Here is an 18,397-nt window from a genome sequence, read left to right as displayed (position 1 = left end):
CATAAAAAGCTTCGGATGTGACGATATATGCCCTGGTATCTTCCTTATGGCAGGATGTACACAGCAACCAGCAACAAACCAGGCTATACAATATTGGTTTGAAGTGTGGCGAAAAAAAAGTATTGCTATGAAAAGCACGTTGAATGTTCATGTTCTTTGTTTTATTGGAAAAGCCTTTTTATCATCTGATTGCTCGTTTACTGTTAAGAACAGTGAATAAGAAGAAGCAGAATAAAAAAGTATTTTAAAATTTTCATAAATAACCTATGGTGATTAAGAATCAACAATACAAAATCAGCTATGGTTTAGTCAATTTTAAATTTTTAAGAAACATTCAATCCCGGCTTAATAAATTAGCCAGGCACCGTACTTAAATTGGTGACGGAGAATGAGCTAGAAAACATTTATTGTTATAAACAGGTTGTATAATGATGATGAAAGAAAAAAGAACAGTTGTCATTACTGGTGCTTCCAGTGGCGCAGGAAGGGCAATTGCAGCAGTATTTGCTCAAAACGGAGATCGGTTGGTCATCTCCTCCCGTAATAAAGACGAACTCGGATTACTAGCTAAGGAATGTGAGTTATTAGGTGCTGAAGTAATGGCTGTAGAAGCAGATGTATCTGATTATAAATCGGTAATCAATCTGGCCGCTTCGGCTGATGATTTTGGGTCGGGTATTGATATTTGGATAAACAATGCAGGGGTGCTTGCCATCGGCGAATTTGATACCACACCGATGGAAGTTTCGGAACAGGTTTTACGCACCAACCTGCTTGGTTATATGAATGGCGCACATGCGGTACTTCCTTATTTTAAAAAACAGGGATCCGGCATCATCATTAACAACATCTCTATCGGCGGTTTTCTTCCTGTACCTTATGGTGTTGCCTATTCTGCAAGCAAATTTGGTTTAAGGGGTTTCAGTGCAGCCCTTAAAGCGGAACTATCTAAGTTCCCTAACATTTATATTTGTGATGCTTTCCCTGCATTTTTAGATACTCCGGGCATACAACATGCAGCAAATTATACCGGAAAAAGTTTAAAACCTGCACCACCTGTTTATGATCCGATGCGTGTTGCATTAAGTATACTCAAACTTTCTAAAACGCCAAAATCACAAACGATGATCGGAAGTACTTCTATACTGCTCCGGCTCTCTTATGCCATTTTTCCGGCACTTACAAGGGGAATAGCAGGAAAAGTAATCAGTAGTTATTTAAAGCATGCGCCAGGTATCGAAAAAACAAACGGTAATATCTTTTCCCCGCTTCCTTTTGGCAATGCCATATATGGCGGCTGGGGAATAGCCGGAAAGCCTAAGGCACACCGTAAATATTTAGCAGGTGCTGTGCTGCTCTTTTTCGGTACTGCGTTTTTGCTCACTAAAAAGTGATAACGCTTGCCCAGCGGGAAATTAAGAGCCTGTTTAATTTTATTATAAATTATTAGTATGTCAGTCTGAGCGTAGTCGAAAACCCGTTTTTCGATATATTAAAAGCAATCGACTCCGCTACCATTGACGTTATTTTATAATCATCTAAATATGAGCTATTATTCCGATTTTGTATTTCCACCCAACTAGGCCGTAGCACCGTATCCCCGTTCTACTTAAATACGGCCTAACAAATTTTTCGGGCCGCACTGCTCAAGCCAACCCACTAGCTTCAAAAGAAAACGGCGAAGCCCTCATGAATGCAGCTGAAAACTATAATACAAATGAATAAATTTTCAGCCGGTGTTTATTAATGGTTTTTTATTGTTTTCATTTGTATTAATGAACTCGGCGGAGCCTCGGTTTTTGTTTTTTCACATGTGTTTATATTTTCAATTGGGTTCAAGCTAGCTACGCTGGTCTTTTTGACACCAAAAAGAAAGAAGCCTGTCCGGCTAGGACAAATAAAACACCCCGTCCTGCGGACACCCCTCTAAAAGAGGGGAATTATATACCGCCTAAAATTTAAACGCCATTTATATTGATTTTTATACAATAAATTGCCCCTCAGGGTGACAAAAATGTTAGATAAGTAAAATAATTGTATCAAATTTAAACAGGCTCTAACTTTTCCGAAATTTTTAGCGCCCGTAGAGTTCGGTTTCTGCTTTCAGCCAGTTTATTGTTTTCTCATCTATAAATTCTTTATTGGCCCTCCATGCCCAATTCCCTGTTGCATTGCCGGGTATATTCATTCGGGCAGTTTCATCCAAGCGCAGAATATCCTGCATGGGGATAATTGCAACTTTAGCAATGGAAGCATAACAAAGTCTGATCAGGATGGTATTGATGTTACTTTCATTAACCTCAGCACATACATACTTTGAAAGCCGCTTTTTAAGGTTTGCATCTGTTTCATTTTTAAACCAGCCCAGGCTTGTATTGTTATCATGCGTTCCCGTGTAAACAATAAAATTTGGTGAGTCGAATTGATGTGGGATATGCACCGATCCGGCCAAATCTTCGCCAAAAGCAAACTGCAGGACTTTCATCCCTGGCAATCGAAACTGTTTTCTCAACTGCTCTACGTCCGCTGTAATTTCACCCAGATCTTCGGCAATAAAGGGAAGTTTCCCCAATTTACGCTTCATCGATTTAAAAAATGTGGCGCCAGCACCAATCTGCCATGTACCCTCAACAGCATCGTCATGACCAGCAGCAACCTGCCAATAAGTAGAAAAGGCCCTAAAATGATCTAAACGGATGAGGTCATAGATTTGTTGGCTTTTCTTCAACCGGTTTCCCCACCATTTAAAACCATCCGCTTTCATCTTTTCCCAGTTATATATGGGCATGCCCCAGAGTTGTCCTTTTTCATTAAAATAATCAGGAGGAACGGCAGCAACCTCGGTTCGGTTTCCGTTTTTATCCAGCAGAAAATTTTCGCGCTGCGCCCATACTTCAACTGAATCATAATCCAGGTAAAATGGAAGATCGCCGATTAGGGCTATCCCTTTCGTATTTGCATATTCTTTTAACCTGTACCACTGGCGATAAAAAACAAACTGATTCCATTTTATTTCTTCAATTTCGGCCTGATTGCTTTTTTCAAAATCAATGATGGTTTGGGGATCTTTTAACTTAAATTTTTCTGGCCAGTTAAACCATGCTTTGCCTTGATAACATTGCTTTATACGGGTATAAACTGAAAAATCAGCTAACCAGCTTTGTTCAGTTTTGCAAAACAAATTATATTCATTGACCAGATTTTTATCGTCTGTGCTTTTAAACAGCTGATAGGCTTTATTTAATACCTGCTGTTTCATTTCTTCTGTTTTTCCAAAGTCTACCTGTCCTGTTTCGGGCAACATACAGGCATTAAGATCGCTTTCGCTCAGCAGCCCTTCGTTAAATAAGCTTTCAGGACTAACTAGCATCATATTTCCGGCCATTGCAGAACTGCTGGAATAAGGCGAATATCCATTCTCTTTTTTGGTGGGATTAAGCGGTAAAACCTGCCAGTACCGCTGCCGGGATGCAGCAAGAAAATCTACAAATTTATATGCACCAGGGCCTAAGTCGCCAATACCAAAACGGGATGGCAAAGCACTGATATGCATGAGTACGCCTGCAGAACGTGTATTGTTTTTAGGGATTAACTTAATCACTGCTAACTGAATCTGATTAAACAATTGGCTGATCAGGATTCCTTCGCATAAGGGGTCTTTATACTCCTTTTTTCCGGTCAGCAGGTTTTGCCAGCTCAGTGGTGCTTCATTTGGCAACAACACTTCGGTATCTTCCCAATTAAAATTATCGGCCGCTACATTTTGATTTTTACAGCATTTAGCGAAACCCAAAGGAACCACCGTGATTAGCCATTGCTGTTTATATTGCCTTGCAAAAGCACAAATATGTTGGCTATACTTACCCTGTACCTGCAGAGGAATGTACGCACCACGCTCAAAAACTTCAGACTCAGATTTTCTGATCTTTAATAGAGTTTTAGTGAGCCACATTTTTATCTTTCCCGAAAATCTTTCTTCCCAGAGCCTTTTAAAATCAATAGGCACATCAAATGCTGCGATCAGATCAGCCCTTTCGTCATAATCAACCGGCCTTCTGTTATCGGGATCAACTAGACTTAAATCCCACAATTCCGTTCCCTGGTAAATATCGGGAATGCCCGGACAGGTGAATTTCAGGGTAAGCTGGCCTAAACTATTGATGACTGCAAAATCAGAGATTCGCTTTAAAAAATTTCTGATTAAGCTATAACTCTCCTGTTTTTCAGCTAAAATAGTCTGCGAAAATTCAGTGAATTTATCCTCATAATCTTCATCAGGATTTGCCCAGTCTGATCGCTTTTTCGATTCCCTCAACGCTTTTACAATAAACTGTGCCAAACGGTTTTCGATTCCATGACCATCTTCTTCCTGAAAGGGCAAAACGCCAATAATGGTCTGCAGGAGCAAATAAACATCATTATCATGTAATAGTTTAAAAGATGCACTTTGTTTTTGTAATGCTATGAAAGTTTTTTTTAGCTGCTGCACCAATTGAGACCACTCCTCCGGAAGATCGCTAAGTACGCTTAATCTTGCCCTCACATCTTCTCCTTTTTTGGTGTCGTGGGTGGAGCTTCCGTTTATACTGAATGGCCAGTTTTGTTGGCGTTGATACATTTCATTGTGAAACTCATGCAAGGCCATTCCAAAAGCATCTGGCGCATCACCTACCTCTGTATGGCCTATGAAGCGGTTATAGGTAAACATGACAGTATCTTCTACCCCTTTAGCCATTAGCGGCCCTGTAAATTGCATACAGCGCTGAAAAAAATTACTCAGCTTTTTGTTGTAAGCAATATTTGCCTTTTTTGGGATTTCCAAAAAGATTTCATTCAACAATTCTCCTGCTTTAGCCAGCTTTTTATCATGGAGAATGGGTGTAAGCAGATTTTGAATATTCAGCGCTTCAACCTCTGCGAGCGGAAAACGATAGTTGTAATACCGGTATACTGGCATGGCAATGAGCATTTCGGCAAGTGCCATTTTAAGATCGGCCTGGTTAATGTTAGAAAAATCAGCCAGTTTAAGCGCCAAAAACAGTTCGAATAAATTATCCAGTTCGCCCTGCATGTGTTCAAACAAGATATTGCTTTTCTTTTCGTAAATCAGCTTGGCTGGATCGAGTTTTTTGCCTGTTACTTCCTGATAAAGCTTATTAAAAGGCTTTTCTGCCGCTTGGTTGGTAAAAAGATTGTTTACCATTGCCAAAAAATCGTAACCGGTACTGCCCTGCACTTTCCAGTTTTTGGGCAACTCCTCACCGTTTTCAAGAATTTTTTCTACAACGATATAAATGTCTTTGCCCACCGCTTTTCGAAGCTGTTGTAAATATTCTTTAGGATCGTAAAGGCCATCAACATGATCGATTCGCAAGCCCTGGAAAACGCCTTTATTAAGCAATTCAAAAATGTAGCGGTGATAAAGATCGAAGGTTTCCTGATGCTGCATGTTCAGGCAGATAAGGCCGTTAACGGTAAAAAATCTGCGATAGTTAATGTTATAATCGGTTTCCTGCCAGTTGCACAAGCGGTAATGCTGATTTTGCACAATCCTGGTTAAAGCAGTAGGATCGCTATTTATTTCTTTTAGGTTCTGTGTCGAAAGCATACTCGCGGTTTCTGCATTAACCGGCCAATTGGAACCGCCGTAACTCAAGTAGTATTTGCCTTTAATCGCCAGTAACTTTAATTTCTGCTCGGCAATCGCTTCTTCAAGACCCTCACCTAAAAAAGGGACCATCAAACGTCCATCGCCTTTTTGCAGATCAATGTCAAAAAAACGGGCAAAATCAGAGGCCTTTCCTTTTTGTAGTACATCCATTAACCAGGTATTATCTGGATGGAAGGCCATATGGTTTGGAACGATATCCTGAAGCCAGTTGATGCCAGCGGCTTTTAACTTTTTAGAAACCTTTAGCAATTCTGCTTCGGTGCCGATCTCGGGATTGATCTTCAGGGGATTGACCACATCATAACCGTGTGTACTCCCGGACACAGCCTCAAAAATCGGCGAAGCGTATAAGGTACCAATCCCCAGTTCTATTAGGTAAGGAATGATATGATCCAGCGATTTAAGGTTAAAATTTTTATGAAACTGGATCCGATAGGTGGAAGTTGGTTTATACATTTGTTTTAAAAAGAATAAGAGTTGATTCGGGAAATAAAGTAATCTGGCTTTCAGCAGATATAGTGTTTGATTGTAAGTTTGGGCCGTTCCATTTTATCAAAGCAGAATCTAACAGCACCGACGCATGTTGAAATGCCTGATCAATAGATAACATCTGCATTTGCGTAGAAAAATTGAACAAAACAATGATTTCGTCGCTGCCTCTCCAGCGTTTTAATACAAGGCATTTTTTTTCAGAAAAGGCTTCCGCATGCACATTTTTTCGATCCAGGTTAGCGAGCACGGGATGTTGTTTCCGCAATGCAATTAAAGTTTTATAATAACTGAGCATGATTTCGTGCTTCGATTCACCGGTTTTTTCCCAGTCGAGCTTAGACCGTTTAAAAGTAGATTCATCCTGGGGGTCGGGTGTATCTCCATTATTATGGAAAGCAGCAAATTCTGCCTTCCTTCCTTTCCTTACCGCTTCTACAAGTTCCTCATCGCTATGGCTTACAAAAAACTGGAAAGGATTGGTTTCTGCCCATTCTTCTCCCATAAATATTAAGGGTAAAAACGGACTGCAAAAAACTGCTGCAGCCATTACCTTTAACATTTCAAAACTAACCAGGGTACTGCTTCTTTCGCCCAGCATACGGTTACCCACCTGATCGTGGTTTTGTGAAAAAACAACAAATTTAGCACCTGAAACATCTTGTACAGGCACTCCAAACTTTTTCTGCCGATGTGCGGAATACTGTCCGGTGTAGACATAAGCATCCTGATAAGATTTGGCCAGATCTGCTACGCCATTAAAATCTGAATAATATCCCTCTTTTGTTTGCCCTGTACAAACCCTAAGTGCATGATGAAATTCATCGACCCACTGGGCATCCATTCCATAACCATATTTGCTTTGAGACCTGATATAACGGTCGTCATTTAAATCAAGTTCAACAATCAATTGGTATGCCCTGCCGGTAAATTGAGAAAGTTTTTCGGTATGCGTTTTAATCTCCGCCAGAATATGAACAGGACTAAAATCTTTAATTGCATGTACCGCATCCAACCTAAGGGCGTCGATATGAAAATCCCTGAACCACATTAAGGCATTTTGGATAAAGAAATCGCGCACGGCATCACAACCTGCATCATCAAAATTAATGGCCTCTCCCCATGGGGTATGGTATTTATCGGTAAAATATTTCCCAAAATCGGCAAAATAATTACCTTCGGGCCCTACATGGTTATAAACGACGTCTAAAATTACTGCTAAACCTTTAGCATGGCAGACATTAACCAAATGTTGTAAGGCCAATGGTCCGCCATAAGTATTTTGCACTGCAAAGGGAAATACGCCATCATAGCCCCAGTTTCTGTTGCCCGAAAATTGTGCAACCGGCATAATTTCTATGGCTGTAATGCCAAGCTCAACAAGATAATCGAGTTTAGTTTCTATGGCTGCAAAATCTCCATTTGGCGTAAAGGTTCCGGTGTGGAGCTCATAGATAATGAGATCGTTTAGGCCTACCCCTTTCCAATCAGCATCCGTCCAGGGAAAAGCGTTTACATCAAATGCTGTAGAGCGCCCATGAGGTCCTGCTTCCTGAAATAAAGAAGCTGGATCTGCCCGATCGAGCGTTTCTTCACCTGTTAAAGGATTGATTTTAAAACTATATTTATCAAGTGCTTTGATCTGGTCTGTTTGCAAAACCCAATAACCATAATCCTCCTTTAGCAGCTCTAAAGTCAGTTCGCGATCTCCTGTTAAAATAAAAACCTGCGCTGCCAGCGGTGCCCAAAGCCTGATTTCAGCTTCCCCGTCTTCATTAAAATTTAACCCAATATTTCTCTTTCGTATATCTTTTTCCATTGAAGTTCTTTTGAAAAAAAACAAAAAAAACAGGCCAAAAGTTTTGGAAACGGCATACTCATTCGTTAAAGTTCAAAAAAACCAAACCATCTAAAACCTGATCTGGTTATATCTATACCTATTAAAGACATCATTATGGACAGGAAAAAAAATGTTACACGACGCGAGGCAATTGGAGGTCTCGGAATCGGACTGGCTGGCATAGCCATTTCACCTACTTTAACTGCAGCAACATTAAGCCAAAACAATGATTGGCCCCTCGCTGCGCTTGAAGATCCTACAACTAAGTATCCACGACCGCCTTTTAACCACCAGAATCAGCCTTGGCCGGCATTAGCCAGTAAAATGGTGCCAAGGCCCGATCACGGCGAAACCAGTTATAAAGGTTCGGGAAGACTGGCGGGCAGAAAGGCACTCATAACGGGTGGTGATTCCGGCATGGGGAGAGCCGCAGCCATCGCCTATGCCAGGGAAGGCGCAGATGTTGCCATCGGCTATCTTCCACAGGAAGAACCAGATGCTAAAGAAGTAATTGAATTGATAAAAAAAGCTGGCCGAAAAGCTGTCGCAATTCCTGGCGATATCAGAGATGAAGCCTTTTGCAAAAAACTGGTAGATACTGCTGTAAGCCAGTTGGGTGGCCTCGATATCCTGGTGAGTAATGCGGCAAGACAACAGAGTACGCCATCACTTGCTGATTTAACCAGCGATCAGTTTGACTGGACCATAAAAACAAACATATATGCCCCGTTCTGGATTATTAAAGCGGCCTTGCCACATTTAAAACCCGGATCGTCTATTATCGGAACCACCTCGGTACAAGCAACTGATCCTTCTCCTGATCTTTATGATTATGCACAAACGAAAGCCGCAACCACAAATTTTGTAAAATCGCTGGCTAAACAACTTGGTCCCAAAGGCATTCGGGTAAATGGCGTTGCACCCGGCCCTATCTGGACCCCATTACAAATGGGAGGTGGATCAACCCCAGAGAAACTTAAAGAATTCGGTAAAGACACAGCATTGGGCAGACCTGGCCAACCTGCAGAACTGGCATCGATTTATGTTCAGCTTGCTGCAAATGATGCGAGTTTTTCTACCGGACAGATATACGGTGCTGCTGGTGGAAACGGGCAACCATAACTATTGATGCAGAGGCGATATGAATTTTCATAACCTGATCGGACGGGAGAGCGACTTAACCGCAATGCAGATGGCAGTAAGGGGCGTACTCGTTTTTATAGTAGCTTATCTTTTGATCAGGATTTCTGGCCGCAGGTCTTTTGGCATGAAAAGTCCTGTGGACAATATTATTGTGATACTGCTTGGCGCAATCTTAAGCCGTGCCGCCGTAGGCGCCTCCCCTTTTATACCCGTAGTAGTTACCTGTCTGGTTATTGTAGTCATCCACCGTATATTGAGTTGGCTCATCAGTATCCATCCAACATTCGGAAAACTTGCGGAAGGCGAAAAAATTCTGCTGTATGAAAACGGAAATTTTAGGGAAGTGAAACTCAAGCGGGCATTAATATCCAAAGCAGAAATTATGCAACAGATAAGAACTATTCTTCATTCAGAAAATTTAGAAAAAGTAGATAAAATTTTCATGGAGCGTGATGGAAAGATTTCAATAATACTGAAACCTAATGCCTGATTTTTTAATTTAAGTCAGCAATTAGATTTTTTGGTGTTTTAGCTATCTGGAAGTTTGGATTAATGATCAATTTTTAGCTGCTTTCCCCTGTCGCGGTCGTCATGAGGTTGTATTAAAATATAGATTTGTCATCCTGAGCGTAGTCAAAGGGCCTTTTAAATACACTTTAAGGTGTTTCGATTACTTGTCCCGATTCTTCCTATCGTGTGGACACATCTTTGTTAACCTAGATTTGTGTTTGTAATCTCTTTTTCTAAGGCGATCGTCATGCTGAATTTATTTCAGCATCTTTCCTGCTATTAAAAGATCATGGTTCTAAAAAACTAATTTTTAGACACAAATGTTGATTTTTTCCGCTCTATGCCGCGGTGGCATGGTAGTTTTTCGCAGTCAACGTTGTTTTTAGCTGTGCTCAAGAATGCTGGCGCATTTTGGAGCGCCAAAGTACCCAAAGCGCTTGGTCAATCCAACAATGGGCCCTTTACACCATCTCACGCACATCAAAAAAACAGCGGCACTTTGTTTTGTGTTCAATGCTTTTTTGAGCTTTAATTCAGTGCTTACGAACACAAAACCACTACGTTTCAGGTTTGTTCGTGCCAATTGTAATGAACTACTCCTGTTTTTTTGATTCTCCCGGCCCTTGGGATTGACGGCGTTCTTCGGTAAAGACTGTGGTTTATTAAAGCCAGCTAGCATGATGCCCAAACCATTCTTAAAAAGATGTGTCCACACGATAGGATTCTTCGGGAAGCTCAACATGACATCATCTGAGGCGAAATCGCCTTTATGATACAACTCATCTTTCCCACAGAATAGACCCTGAAATGAATTCAGGGTGACGGCTATGCGTTTAATATCTACAGAACTATTTTTAAGTCGTATTTTCGGTAATATTTACCTGGCTTTTAGCCAAATTATCAGAAGGCTCAAGGCTTATGATTTATCATCAACCGGCTCCTGCATCTTACCAGTCTGTTCTGCCAGTATGCTATCAGGTGTTATATTTCCCATCGCTACCTGTAATTTGTTCTTAAATCCAGAGATTACCATATCCTTTCCTGCAATCATCGCTTCATAGCCATCTTTAGCTACATCTGCTGGATCTGCCAGTTCACCCTCTTGCACCACCTTGGAATCCAGCATATCAGCTTTTCTGAAAAAGTCGGTATCTGTAGGGCCTGGCAATAAAGAGGTTATGTTAACAGGTGTATCTTTAATTTCGGCACGGACAGCTTCGCTAAAGGAGTGCACAAATGCTTTTGTTCCATGGTAAACTGCCTGATAAGGCCCAGGCACTTTTCCTGCAACCGAAGCCACATTTAATATCTTGCCGCTTCCCCGCGCTACCATTTCGCGTACATACAACTTGGTTAAGGTTACTAAAGAGGAAATGTTAAGCTGGATAATATCGAGTTCTTTATTAAGATCGGTATCTACAAATTTGCCGTAAACACCTTGCCCCGCATCATTAACCAGCACATCTATCTGTATGTTTTGCGCTTTTATTTGTTCATATAGATCAAAAGCTGCATCTGGCTCAAAAAGATCGGCAGTAATTGTTATTACTTCAACTCCCTGCGCTTCAAGCGCAACTGCAGCCCGTTTCAGCTTTGCCTCATCCCTGCCCACAATAATCAGGTTAAAGTTATCTTTTGCAAAAAGCTTCGCAAGTTCATAACCAATGCCGCTGCTTGCCCCTGTAATAAGGGCAAAATGTCTTTTATTATCCATAAAACGTATTTTTAATGTTAGTCAAACCATTATAAAAATTAAGAATCTGTTTGGCCGGTATTGCTTTTACCAGTTTGCTCATCAATATCCGAATCAGATTTTGAGGCCTGTTTAGCCAATTCCTCAACAGCATCTTCATCCTGATGAGCACTGTCAGCATCACTTCCTTTTATCTGCGAGGTCGGGATAACCCCTACTTTATCCTCATTCTCTGTTTCGATGTCTGTTTTTTTATTTTCCATAGTTTTAAGATTATTAAAATCATATTTAAAGGTAGGATGAATCGCCGTTTTACTAGATTGTAATCATCCCTCCGGTAACGGGTATAGTGGCGCCAGCAACGTAGCTTGCATCATCAGAGGCCAGGAACACAAATGCTGGGGCTACCTCTACGGGTTGGCCCGGCCTGCCCATTGGCGACTGCTTTCCGAATTCTTCATGATCTGGAATTGTAGATGGAATCAGTGGTGTCCATATTGGCCCCGGAGCTACAGCGTTTACCCTGATCCCCTTACCATTTTTCAATAATATCTGGCTCAGATTAGCTGTAAAATTCTGTATGGCGCCTTTGGTTGTGGCATAAGCCAAAAGCTGCTCGCTTGGTGAGTAGGCATTAACCGAAGTGGTATTGATAATGCTGCTACCAGGCTTGAGATGAGGCTCTGCGGCCTTGCATAAATAGAACATTGCAGTAATATTGGTATCAAAGGTCCTTTCCCACTCAGCAGGTGATAAATCATCCAGGCCTTTTCGGGCCATTTGGAAAGCAGCATTATTAACCAGAATATCCAGGCCTCCTAGTTCGCTAACCGCTGTATCGATAATTTTCTGACAATGCTCCTGGTTTCTGATGTCTCCTGACAGGGTTACTACTTTTCTTCCTGCCTCGTTTACCCAATGGGCCGTTTCCTTTGCATCATCATCTTCGGTTTCATTTAAATAACTGATCAGCACATCTGCACCCTCTCTTGCAAAAGCAATGGCTACAGCACGTCCTATTCCAGAGTCGCCGCCCGTAATAACAGCTTTCTTTCCAGCCAGTTTTCCGCTGCCTTTATACGATAGTTCTCCATGATCTGCTTTCGGAATTAATTCAGATTCGGTACCAGGGGGATCTTGGTCCTGGGTTGGAAATGCAGGTTTTGGATATTTTTCTTTCGGATCTTCAGTGTTATTATAATTTTCCATGTCCAATAATTTAAGAACAAATGATACGCTATAAGTTAATCCCCGGACAGAACTTCTTTTGTCCGGAAAACCTCTCTTCATTATCAAACAAGCTAGAACCTTTGTCGGTTTGATTTTATTAAAAAAAACAGCCAGGCTGACTGACCTGGCTGAAATGATTTTTAAATCAATGTTATTCTAAAAATTTAACGGAGTTTCTATGCCGGAATTTTTCTTGGCACCTCTCTATCCCAAAATCTATGCCGGGCAATCATCCTGATAAAAAGCTCCACTAATGAAGAAAGATTTTCTGAAACTAGTACCCCCTCGCGCAACACAGTCTCCTGCGAATATTCGTCTGGAAGTTTTTTATAGAAATACGTAGCCTCCAAAACCTGTATTGCTGATGCATCGGCAGCTATTGCCTTACAGTGCTTAAAAGCCTCGTTCAGGAAATGTACCGCATTGGCCTCAGCTTCTAATGTAGCAGAGCTATTCGTTCCTCCTGGAAGATAAACGGCATCATAAAGTACCGAAGCAGCTGTGAGGAAGCTCTCATCTACTTCGATCTGCTGATCTTCCTGTGAAAGGATAGTGCCCAGCTTTGGCGCTATAATATGCACAATTGCACCTTGGGCAACAAGTGTATCCTTCACCTTACTAAGCGATTTACCATCCACGCCATCTGCGGCAAGGATGGCTATCTTTCTGGTAGCAATGGTATCCTTAACCGTTCCGGCCATACTTAATGCCTCCGATTTTGTAAGTTCACCTTCTTTCTGTTCGGGGCTATAATCAGCAGGATCAGCGTCCGCCGGCACACTGCCATTAAGTTCTTCCAAAGGAATAAGGGGAACGTGAAGCCCAAGGGCATAGGCAACAGCCGCAGCAAGCCCTTTGTCAACATGGTTAAGCAGCCCAAGCATGCGCTCTCTTACTGCGACCATTTTTACCTTGCCCAATTCAAAGCTAAAGGCATCTATAAGGTGATTTTTTTCGGCCTCAGACTGACTGTTAAGAAATAACCTCGCCTGTGAAAAGTGATCGAAAAAACTCCTGCTTCTTGCACGGATCTTCCTGGCATCAATACGTTCGTTATAACTTACAAAACCGCCATCTGCTGCTGTAACCTGTTGTGGATCGTTCGCAGCTATTCCATTAGGACCATAACTGGTCTTCCCGCGGTTTATGGTTTGGCGCATATAGCCATCGCGCTGATTATTGTTTACAGGCACAACCGGTCTGTTAATCGGAATCTCATGAAAATTTGGTCCGCCCAGCCTGATCAGCTGCGTATCAGTATAAGAAAACAGCCTTCCCTGTAAAAGTGGGTCGTTAGTAAAATCTATTCCCGGAACAACATGCCCAACATGAAAGGCAACCTGTTCAGTTTCTGCAAAAAAATTATCGGGATTGCGGTTTAAAGTCATTTTTCCAATGCGTTGCACGGGAACCAGCTCTTCGGGGATAATTTTGGTCGGATCCAATAAGTCGAAGCCAAACTTAAATTCGTCTTCCTCCGGAACAATTTGAACACCAAGTTCCCACTCTGGAAAAGCGCCCGCTTCTATCGCATCCCAAAGATCCCTTCTATGAAAGTCGGGATCTTTTCCAGAAATATTCTGCGCCTCATCCCATGCCACCGAATGTACGCCTAGCAATGGTTTCCAGTGGAATTTTACAAAACTGGCCACTCCCGACGCATTAACAAAGCGGAAGGTATGTACCCCGAAACCTTCCATCATCCTGTAACTTCTTGGAATGGCCCTGTCACTCATCAGCCACATAATCATGTGTGCAGATTCGGGCATATGGGAAATGAAATCCCAAAAAGTATCATGCGCAGATGCAGCCTGGGGAATTTCATTGTCTGGCTCGGGCTTTACTGCGTGCACTAAATCAGGGAATTTAACCGCATCCTGAATAAAAAAGACGGGCATATTGTTGCCTACGAGGTCAAAATTACCTTCCTGAGTATAAAACTTTACCGCAAAACCACGAACATCACGAGCAAGATCAGTAGAACCTCTTGATCCTGCTACAGTTGAAAACCGAACAAAAACAGGCGTTTCTGCGCCCGGATCGCAAAGGAATGCTGCCCTGGTAATGGAAGACATATCTTCATATACCTTAAACACCCCATGTGCTCCGGATCCTCTGGCATGTACAATACGCTCGGGTATCCGCTCATGGTCGAAATGGGTAATTTTTTCCCGTAATATAAAATCTTCTAATAATGTTGCACCACGATCGCCCGCCTTAAGCGAATTCTGATCGTCGTTTATTTTGACTCCATGATTAGTGGTGAGTTTTTTACCGGTAGAATCTGCAACAAAGGCCTCAAGTTTTGCTGTCTTATCATTATCTTGTTTTATCGGACCGGTATCTTTTACTGTTGTTTTTTTTGCCATTTTTGTCTCCTTTTTTAAGCCTCCTCAGCTGCTTTATAATTAATCTCACTCTCCGCAATATCGGTAAGCTTTATATCGGCAAGTTTTTCTTCAGCAAGTGTTTGTTCAAGTAAGTCTGCAATTTCTGTTAAACCCAATGTTGTTGCCAATTGAAAAAGTCCATTATAAGAAGCAATTTCATAGTGTTCTACCTTTTGGCAGGCCAGTATAATGCCCACATCACGTGTTGCTGTTCCGGCCTGTGTTTCTTCGATAATACTTTCACCCTCCTTACCCAATCCTTCCATCGCATCACATTTTTTCGCTATGGCTTTTTCGCCGAGGAGATCAAAAACCTGTTCAAGCCTGGTTACATGCCCCGTGGTTTCAGTAAGATGTGATTCAATCGCCCCTTTAAGCGCTGGAGCTGTTGCGCTGGAAATCATTTTAGGTAAATTTTTAACCAAGTGGTTCTCGGCCCAATAAAGATCACGGATTCCGTCTGTAAAAAGCTCTTTCAAGGCCGAAGAAGCCACTACCGTGGCTTTGGCACTCAGTTTTGGTTTACTGCCACTGTCCTGTTTTTTCATGGTATATTTTTTAAGTGTAAGATGTTTCATCGTTAACCATCCTTTATTAAACCCTTTATTTCGCTATTTAGTTTCCGAAATTTATTCGTGTTTTAATAAGGGATGATAATAGCTACCTGTTACAAAATTCACTTTAAAACCATTTGCCAAAATAGGATGTTATTTAGGCGACAAGCCCCTAATCAGATAATGTGATGGGCCACTAGCCAGATCTTAATATGAAAAGCGACAATATGGATATTGTGGGCAAAATGCTCATTAATAAAAATTTAACAATTGCCTTTGCCGAAAGTGCCACTGCCGGCCGGCTTTCAGCAGAATTTTCGATGATTGATAATGCAGGGAAATTTCTTAAAGGCGGTATCGCCTGTTATGATGCCTGCTTAAAGGAAGATCTTTTACAGGTTGATCATGCGCTTATTGAAACCTATACACCCGAATCAATGGAGGTAACCCGGGCGATCAGCCTTGGGCTGGCACGATTGATCCCCGCAGACATCCATATCGGGATTACCGGGCTTACCACTCCGGGCGGAAGCGAAACCAAAGAAAAACCTGTAGGTACCATGTTTATTTATGCTAGCCACCAAAGTGAGCTGGCCTTTTCGCAAAGGTTTAATTTTACCGGAGAACCGGAGGAAATTGTTTCAGCAACCATAGAGGCCTGTGCAGCGATGCTGATAGATTATCTCGGTTCCATCTAAATTAATAGCTGTATTATGAAAGCAAAAAAAGTATTCCCCAAAAAGACCTGGTTATATAAAAATGGGTTATCTGTTGTCTTTATCAGCCTTTTTATCCTTACCCTTTTGGCGCAGGCCCTTACTGGCTGGAATGAACACAACAACCAACTGAACGAACATGGAGCACCCGATCTTGATTTTGGCACTTATCTGCAGACAGGTCATTTTATCTCCGCAACCTTTGAAAATTTCGAAAGTGAATTTTTACAGATGGTGCTTTATGTATTGTTGACCGTAAAATTACGTCAGATTGGTTCTGCTGAATCAAAAAAACTTGATGAGGAGGAAGAAGTAGACCGGGAACCCGTACCCTCGAAAGATGCACCATGGGCAGTACGCCAGGGCGGATGGATCTTAAAACTATATTCAAATTCACTTTCTATTGTTTTCAGCATACTTTTTTTGCTAAGCTGGTACCTCCATTTTTATGGCAGCTGGCAAGACCACAACATGGAACAGGTACTAAAAGGAGAGCCTACAGATACCATGGGCGCATACCTGGGGCAGGCCAACTTCTGGTTTGAAACCTTTCAAAACTGGCAGAGCGAATTCTTGTCTGTTGCCGCTATTGTAATACTGACGATTTTTTTAAGGCAGAAGGGTTCGCCTGAATCAAAACCTGTTGATGCACCCCATATGGAAACAGGGAAATAAAACTGATGATCAAAATAATAACATTAAAAGCTTATTGTGATGAGCAGATATACACAGGTAATTATCGAGACACCAAAAGGCTCCCGCCAAAAATTCGATTATGAGCCCAAAAGCGGCAGCTTTTTACTGAACAAACTGATGCCGGCAGGCATGGTCTTTCCATTTGATTTTGGTTTTCTCCCGGGCACCGTCGGAGATGATGGCGATCCGCTTGATGTAATGCTGATCTCTGAACTCAACACCTTCACAGGCTGTGTGGTCGATTGTCGGATCATTGGTGGAATAAAGGCCAAACAGCGGGAGAAAGATGGAAAAATAACGCGTAACGATCGTTTTATTGCTGTTCCAGAAATAAGCCTGACTTATGCGAAGGTAAATTCATTAAAGGATATACCAGAAAAACTATTGAAGGAAATTGAGCAGTTTTTCATCAGCTATAATCTGCTGGCAGGAAAATCTTTTAAAGTCCAGGGGCATATCAATACCGATCTGGCACTTAAACTTATTGACAAAGGCCGTAGAAACAACAATGACAAACAAAAACTCATTCAGTTGTTTTTGCCTTTAATAAATTCGCCATCTGCAGATAAAAAGCTAAAAGCGCTGGAGCAAAAGCTGATCAAAAATTTCGGTGGGCTGAGTATCTATGCCCAGAACCCGGTATCGGGCAAATGGAGGGAAAAAGGGCAATTAGAGAAAGACAAAATGATGGTGTTTGAGGTGATGGTACCAATTTTTGACCAAAAATTTTGGCAGAAACTTAAAACCAGTCTTGAAAAACAGTTCAATCAGAAAGAAATACTGATCAGGTCACTTGATATCGGGATGATATAATAAAAAACTCAAAACCATCACAATTTTAACCTGTTCTATAATAAATAACCGATTAAAAATATAATTATGGCAACTACAAAAACAACAGCAAAGAAAACCTCAAAACCTATGGGGAAAACAGGAAAAATTGAGAATTCAGAGTTCCACGATTTTTTTATTGATGAGTTAAAGGATATTTATTGGGCAGAGAAACACCTTGCAAAGGCACTTCCAAAAATGAAGAAGGCTGCTACAAGCCCTGAACTGGCAGCAGCTTTTGAAAAGCATACCCAGGAAACCGAGCAACATATCAACACCCTTGAAGAGGTATTTAGCCTTTTAGGAGAAAAAGCCACTGCAAAAAAATGTGATGCCATGGCCGGTTTAGTTGAAGAGGCCAACGGAATTATCGCTGATACTGATAAAGGCACCATGATCCGCGATGCAGGGCTTATTCTGGCTGCTCAAAAGGTTGAGCACTATGAAATTGCAACCTACGGAACTTTAAGGGTATTTGCACAGAATATTGGCCATGATGATGTGGCAGAACTACTTACGCAAACGCTCGAAAATGAAAAGGCGACAGATGTAGCCCTGACCGAAATAGCCGTTAACGCTGTCAATTCAGAGGCGGTAACAGAATAATCATAAAAAAGACTCCTTTTTTATGCCC

14 protein-coding genes are annotated in these 18,397 nt (G+C 41.6%); 7 read left to right on the top strand and 7 right to left on the bottom strand.

The genetic code is table 11. The annotated features are described in order from the left end of the window. Nucleotides 1-428 precede the first annotated feature (428 nt). Nucleotides 429-1,394 carry an SDR family oxidoreductase gene (locus QF042_RS06810; RefSeq protein ID WP_307526590.1) on the top strand — a complete coding sequence of 322 codons (966 nt, stop codon included), beginning with the start codon at nucleotides 429-431 and terminating at the stop codon, nucleotides 1,392-1,394. A gap of 680 nt (nucleotides 1,395-2,074) precedes the next feature. On the opposite strand, the gene treY is transcribed toward QF042_RS06810, so the two are convergent. Further along, complete coding sequence (treY, locus tag QF042_RS06805) at nucleotides 2,075-6,127, bottom strand: malto-oligosyltrehalose synthase (protein ID WP_307526587.1); 4,053 nt, start codon at nucleotides 6,125-6,127, stop codon at nucleotides 2,075-2,077. Then, nucleotides 6,120-7,979 carry a malto-oligosyltrehalose trehalohydrolase gene (gene treZ / locus QF042_RS06800; protein ID WP_307526585.1) on the bottom strand — a complete coding sequence of 620 codons (1,860 nt, stop codon included), beginning with the start codon at nucleotides 7,977-7,979 and terminating at the stop codon, nucleotides 6,120-6,122. The genes treY and treZ overlap by 8 nt, the downstream gene beginning before the upstream one ends. Before the next feature lie 135 nt (nucleotides 7,980-8,114). On the opposite strand from treZ, the gene QF042_RS06795 reads away from it, so the two are divergent. Both QF042_RS06795 and QF042_RS06790 read left to right on the top strand, forming a co-directional pair. Further along, complete coding sequence (locus QF042_RS06795; RefSeq protein WP_307526583.1) at nucleotides 8,115-9,122, top strand: SDR family oxidoreductase; 1,008 nt, start codon at nucleotides 8,115-8,117, stop codon at nucleotides 9,120-9,122. A gap of 19 nt (nucleotides 9,123-9,141) precedes the next feature. Beyond that, nucleotides 9,142-9,633 carry a DUF421 domain-containing protein gene (locus QF042_RS06790; RefSeq protein ID WP_307526581.1) on the top strand — a complete coding sequence of 164 codons (492 nt, stop codon included), beginning with the start codon at nucleotides 9,142-9,144 and terminating at the stop codon, nucleotides 9,631-9,633. A gap of 936 nt (nucleotides 9,634-10,569) precedes the next feature. On the opposite strand, the gene QF042_RS06785 is transcribed toward QF042_RS06790, so the two are convergent. From QF042_RS06785 to QF042_RS06765, 5 genes are all read right to left on the bottom strand, one after another. Then, complete coding sequence (locus tag QF042_RS06785; RefSeq protein ID WP_307526579.1) at nucleotides 10,570-11,367, bottom strand: SDR family oxidoreductase; 798 nt, start codon at nucleotides 11,365-11,367, stop codon at nucleotides 10,570-10,572. 38 nt (nucleotides 11,368-11,405) lie between these two features. Next, on the bottom strand, nucleotides 11,406-11,609 hold the full coding sequence (locus QF042_RS06780) for a hypothetical protein (protein WP_307526577.1): 204 nt from the start codon (nucleotides 11,607-11,609) through the stop codon (nucleotides 11,406-11,408). Nucleotides 11,610-11,661: 52 nt separating this feature from the next. Further along, entirely contained in the window at nucleotides 11,662-12,555 is an 894-nt protein-coding gene (locus tag QF042_RS06775; protein WP_307526575.1) for an SDR family oxidoreductase, read from the bottom strand. Nucleotides 12,556-12,752: 197 nt separating this feature from the next. Continuing rightward, entirely contained in the window at nucleotides 12,753-14,945 is a 2,193-nt protein-coding gene (locus QF042_RS06770) for a catalase (protein WP_307526573.1), read from the bottom strand. 14 nt (nucleotides 14,946-14,959) lie between these two features. After that, a complete protein-coding gene (locus QF042_RS06765) occupies nucleotides 14,960-15,544 on the bottom strand; it encodes a ferritin-like domain-containing protein (protein WP_307526571.1) in 585 nt (194 codons plus the stop codon). Nucleotides 15,545-15,732: 188 nt separating this feature from the next. Here QF042_RS06765 and QF042_RS06760 point away from each other — a divergent pair, with 188 nt between their 5' ends. The 4 genes from QF042_RS06760 (at nucleotide 15,733) to QF042_RS06745 (ending at nucleotide 18,369) form a co-directional block, all read left to right on the top strand. After that, entirely contained in the window at nucleotides 15,733-16,218 is a 486-nt protein-coding gene (locus QF042_RS06760; protein ID WP_307526569.1) for a CinA family protein, read from the top strand. A gap of 15 nt (nucleotides 16,219-16,233) precedes the next feature. Beyond that, a complete protein-coding gene (locus tag QF042_RS06755; RefSeq protein ID WP_307526567.1) occupies nucleotides 16,234-16,911 on the top strand; it encodes a DUF6766 family protein in 678 nt (225 codons plus the stop codon). Between the two features lie 39 nt (nucleotides 16,912-16,950). Beyond that, a complete protein-coding gene (locus tag QF042_RS06750) occupies nucleotides 16,951-17,745 on the top strand; it encodes an inorganic diphosphatase (RefSeq protein WP_307526565.1) in 795 nt (264 codons plus the stop codon). A gap of 66 nt (nucleotides 17,746-17,811) precedes the next feature. Beyond that, nucleotides 17,812-18,369, top strand: coding sequence for a ferritin-like domain-containing protein (locus QF042_RS06745; RefSeq protein WP_307526563.1), 558 nt, complete (start codon nucleotides 17,812-17,814; stop codon nucleotides 18,367-18,369). Nucleotides 18,370-18,397: the final 28 nt, after the last annotated feature.

Origin of the sequence: Pedobacter sp. W3I1, assembly GCF_030816015.1 — a bacterium.
Lineage (GTDB): Bacteria > Bacteroidota > Bacteroidia > Sphingobacteriales > Sphingobacteriaceae > Pedobacter.
Note: the sequence above shows the minus strand (reverse complement) of the source record. Positions and strands in the feature narration are given on the sequence as shown.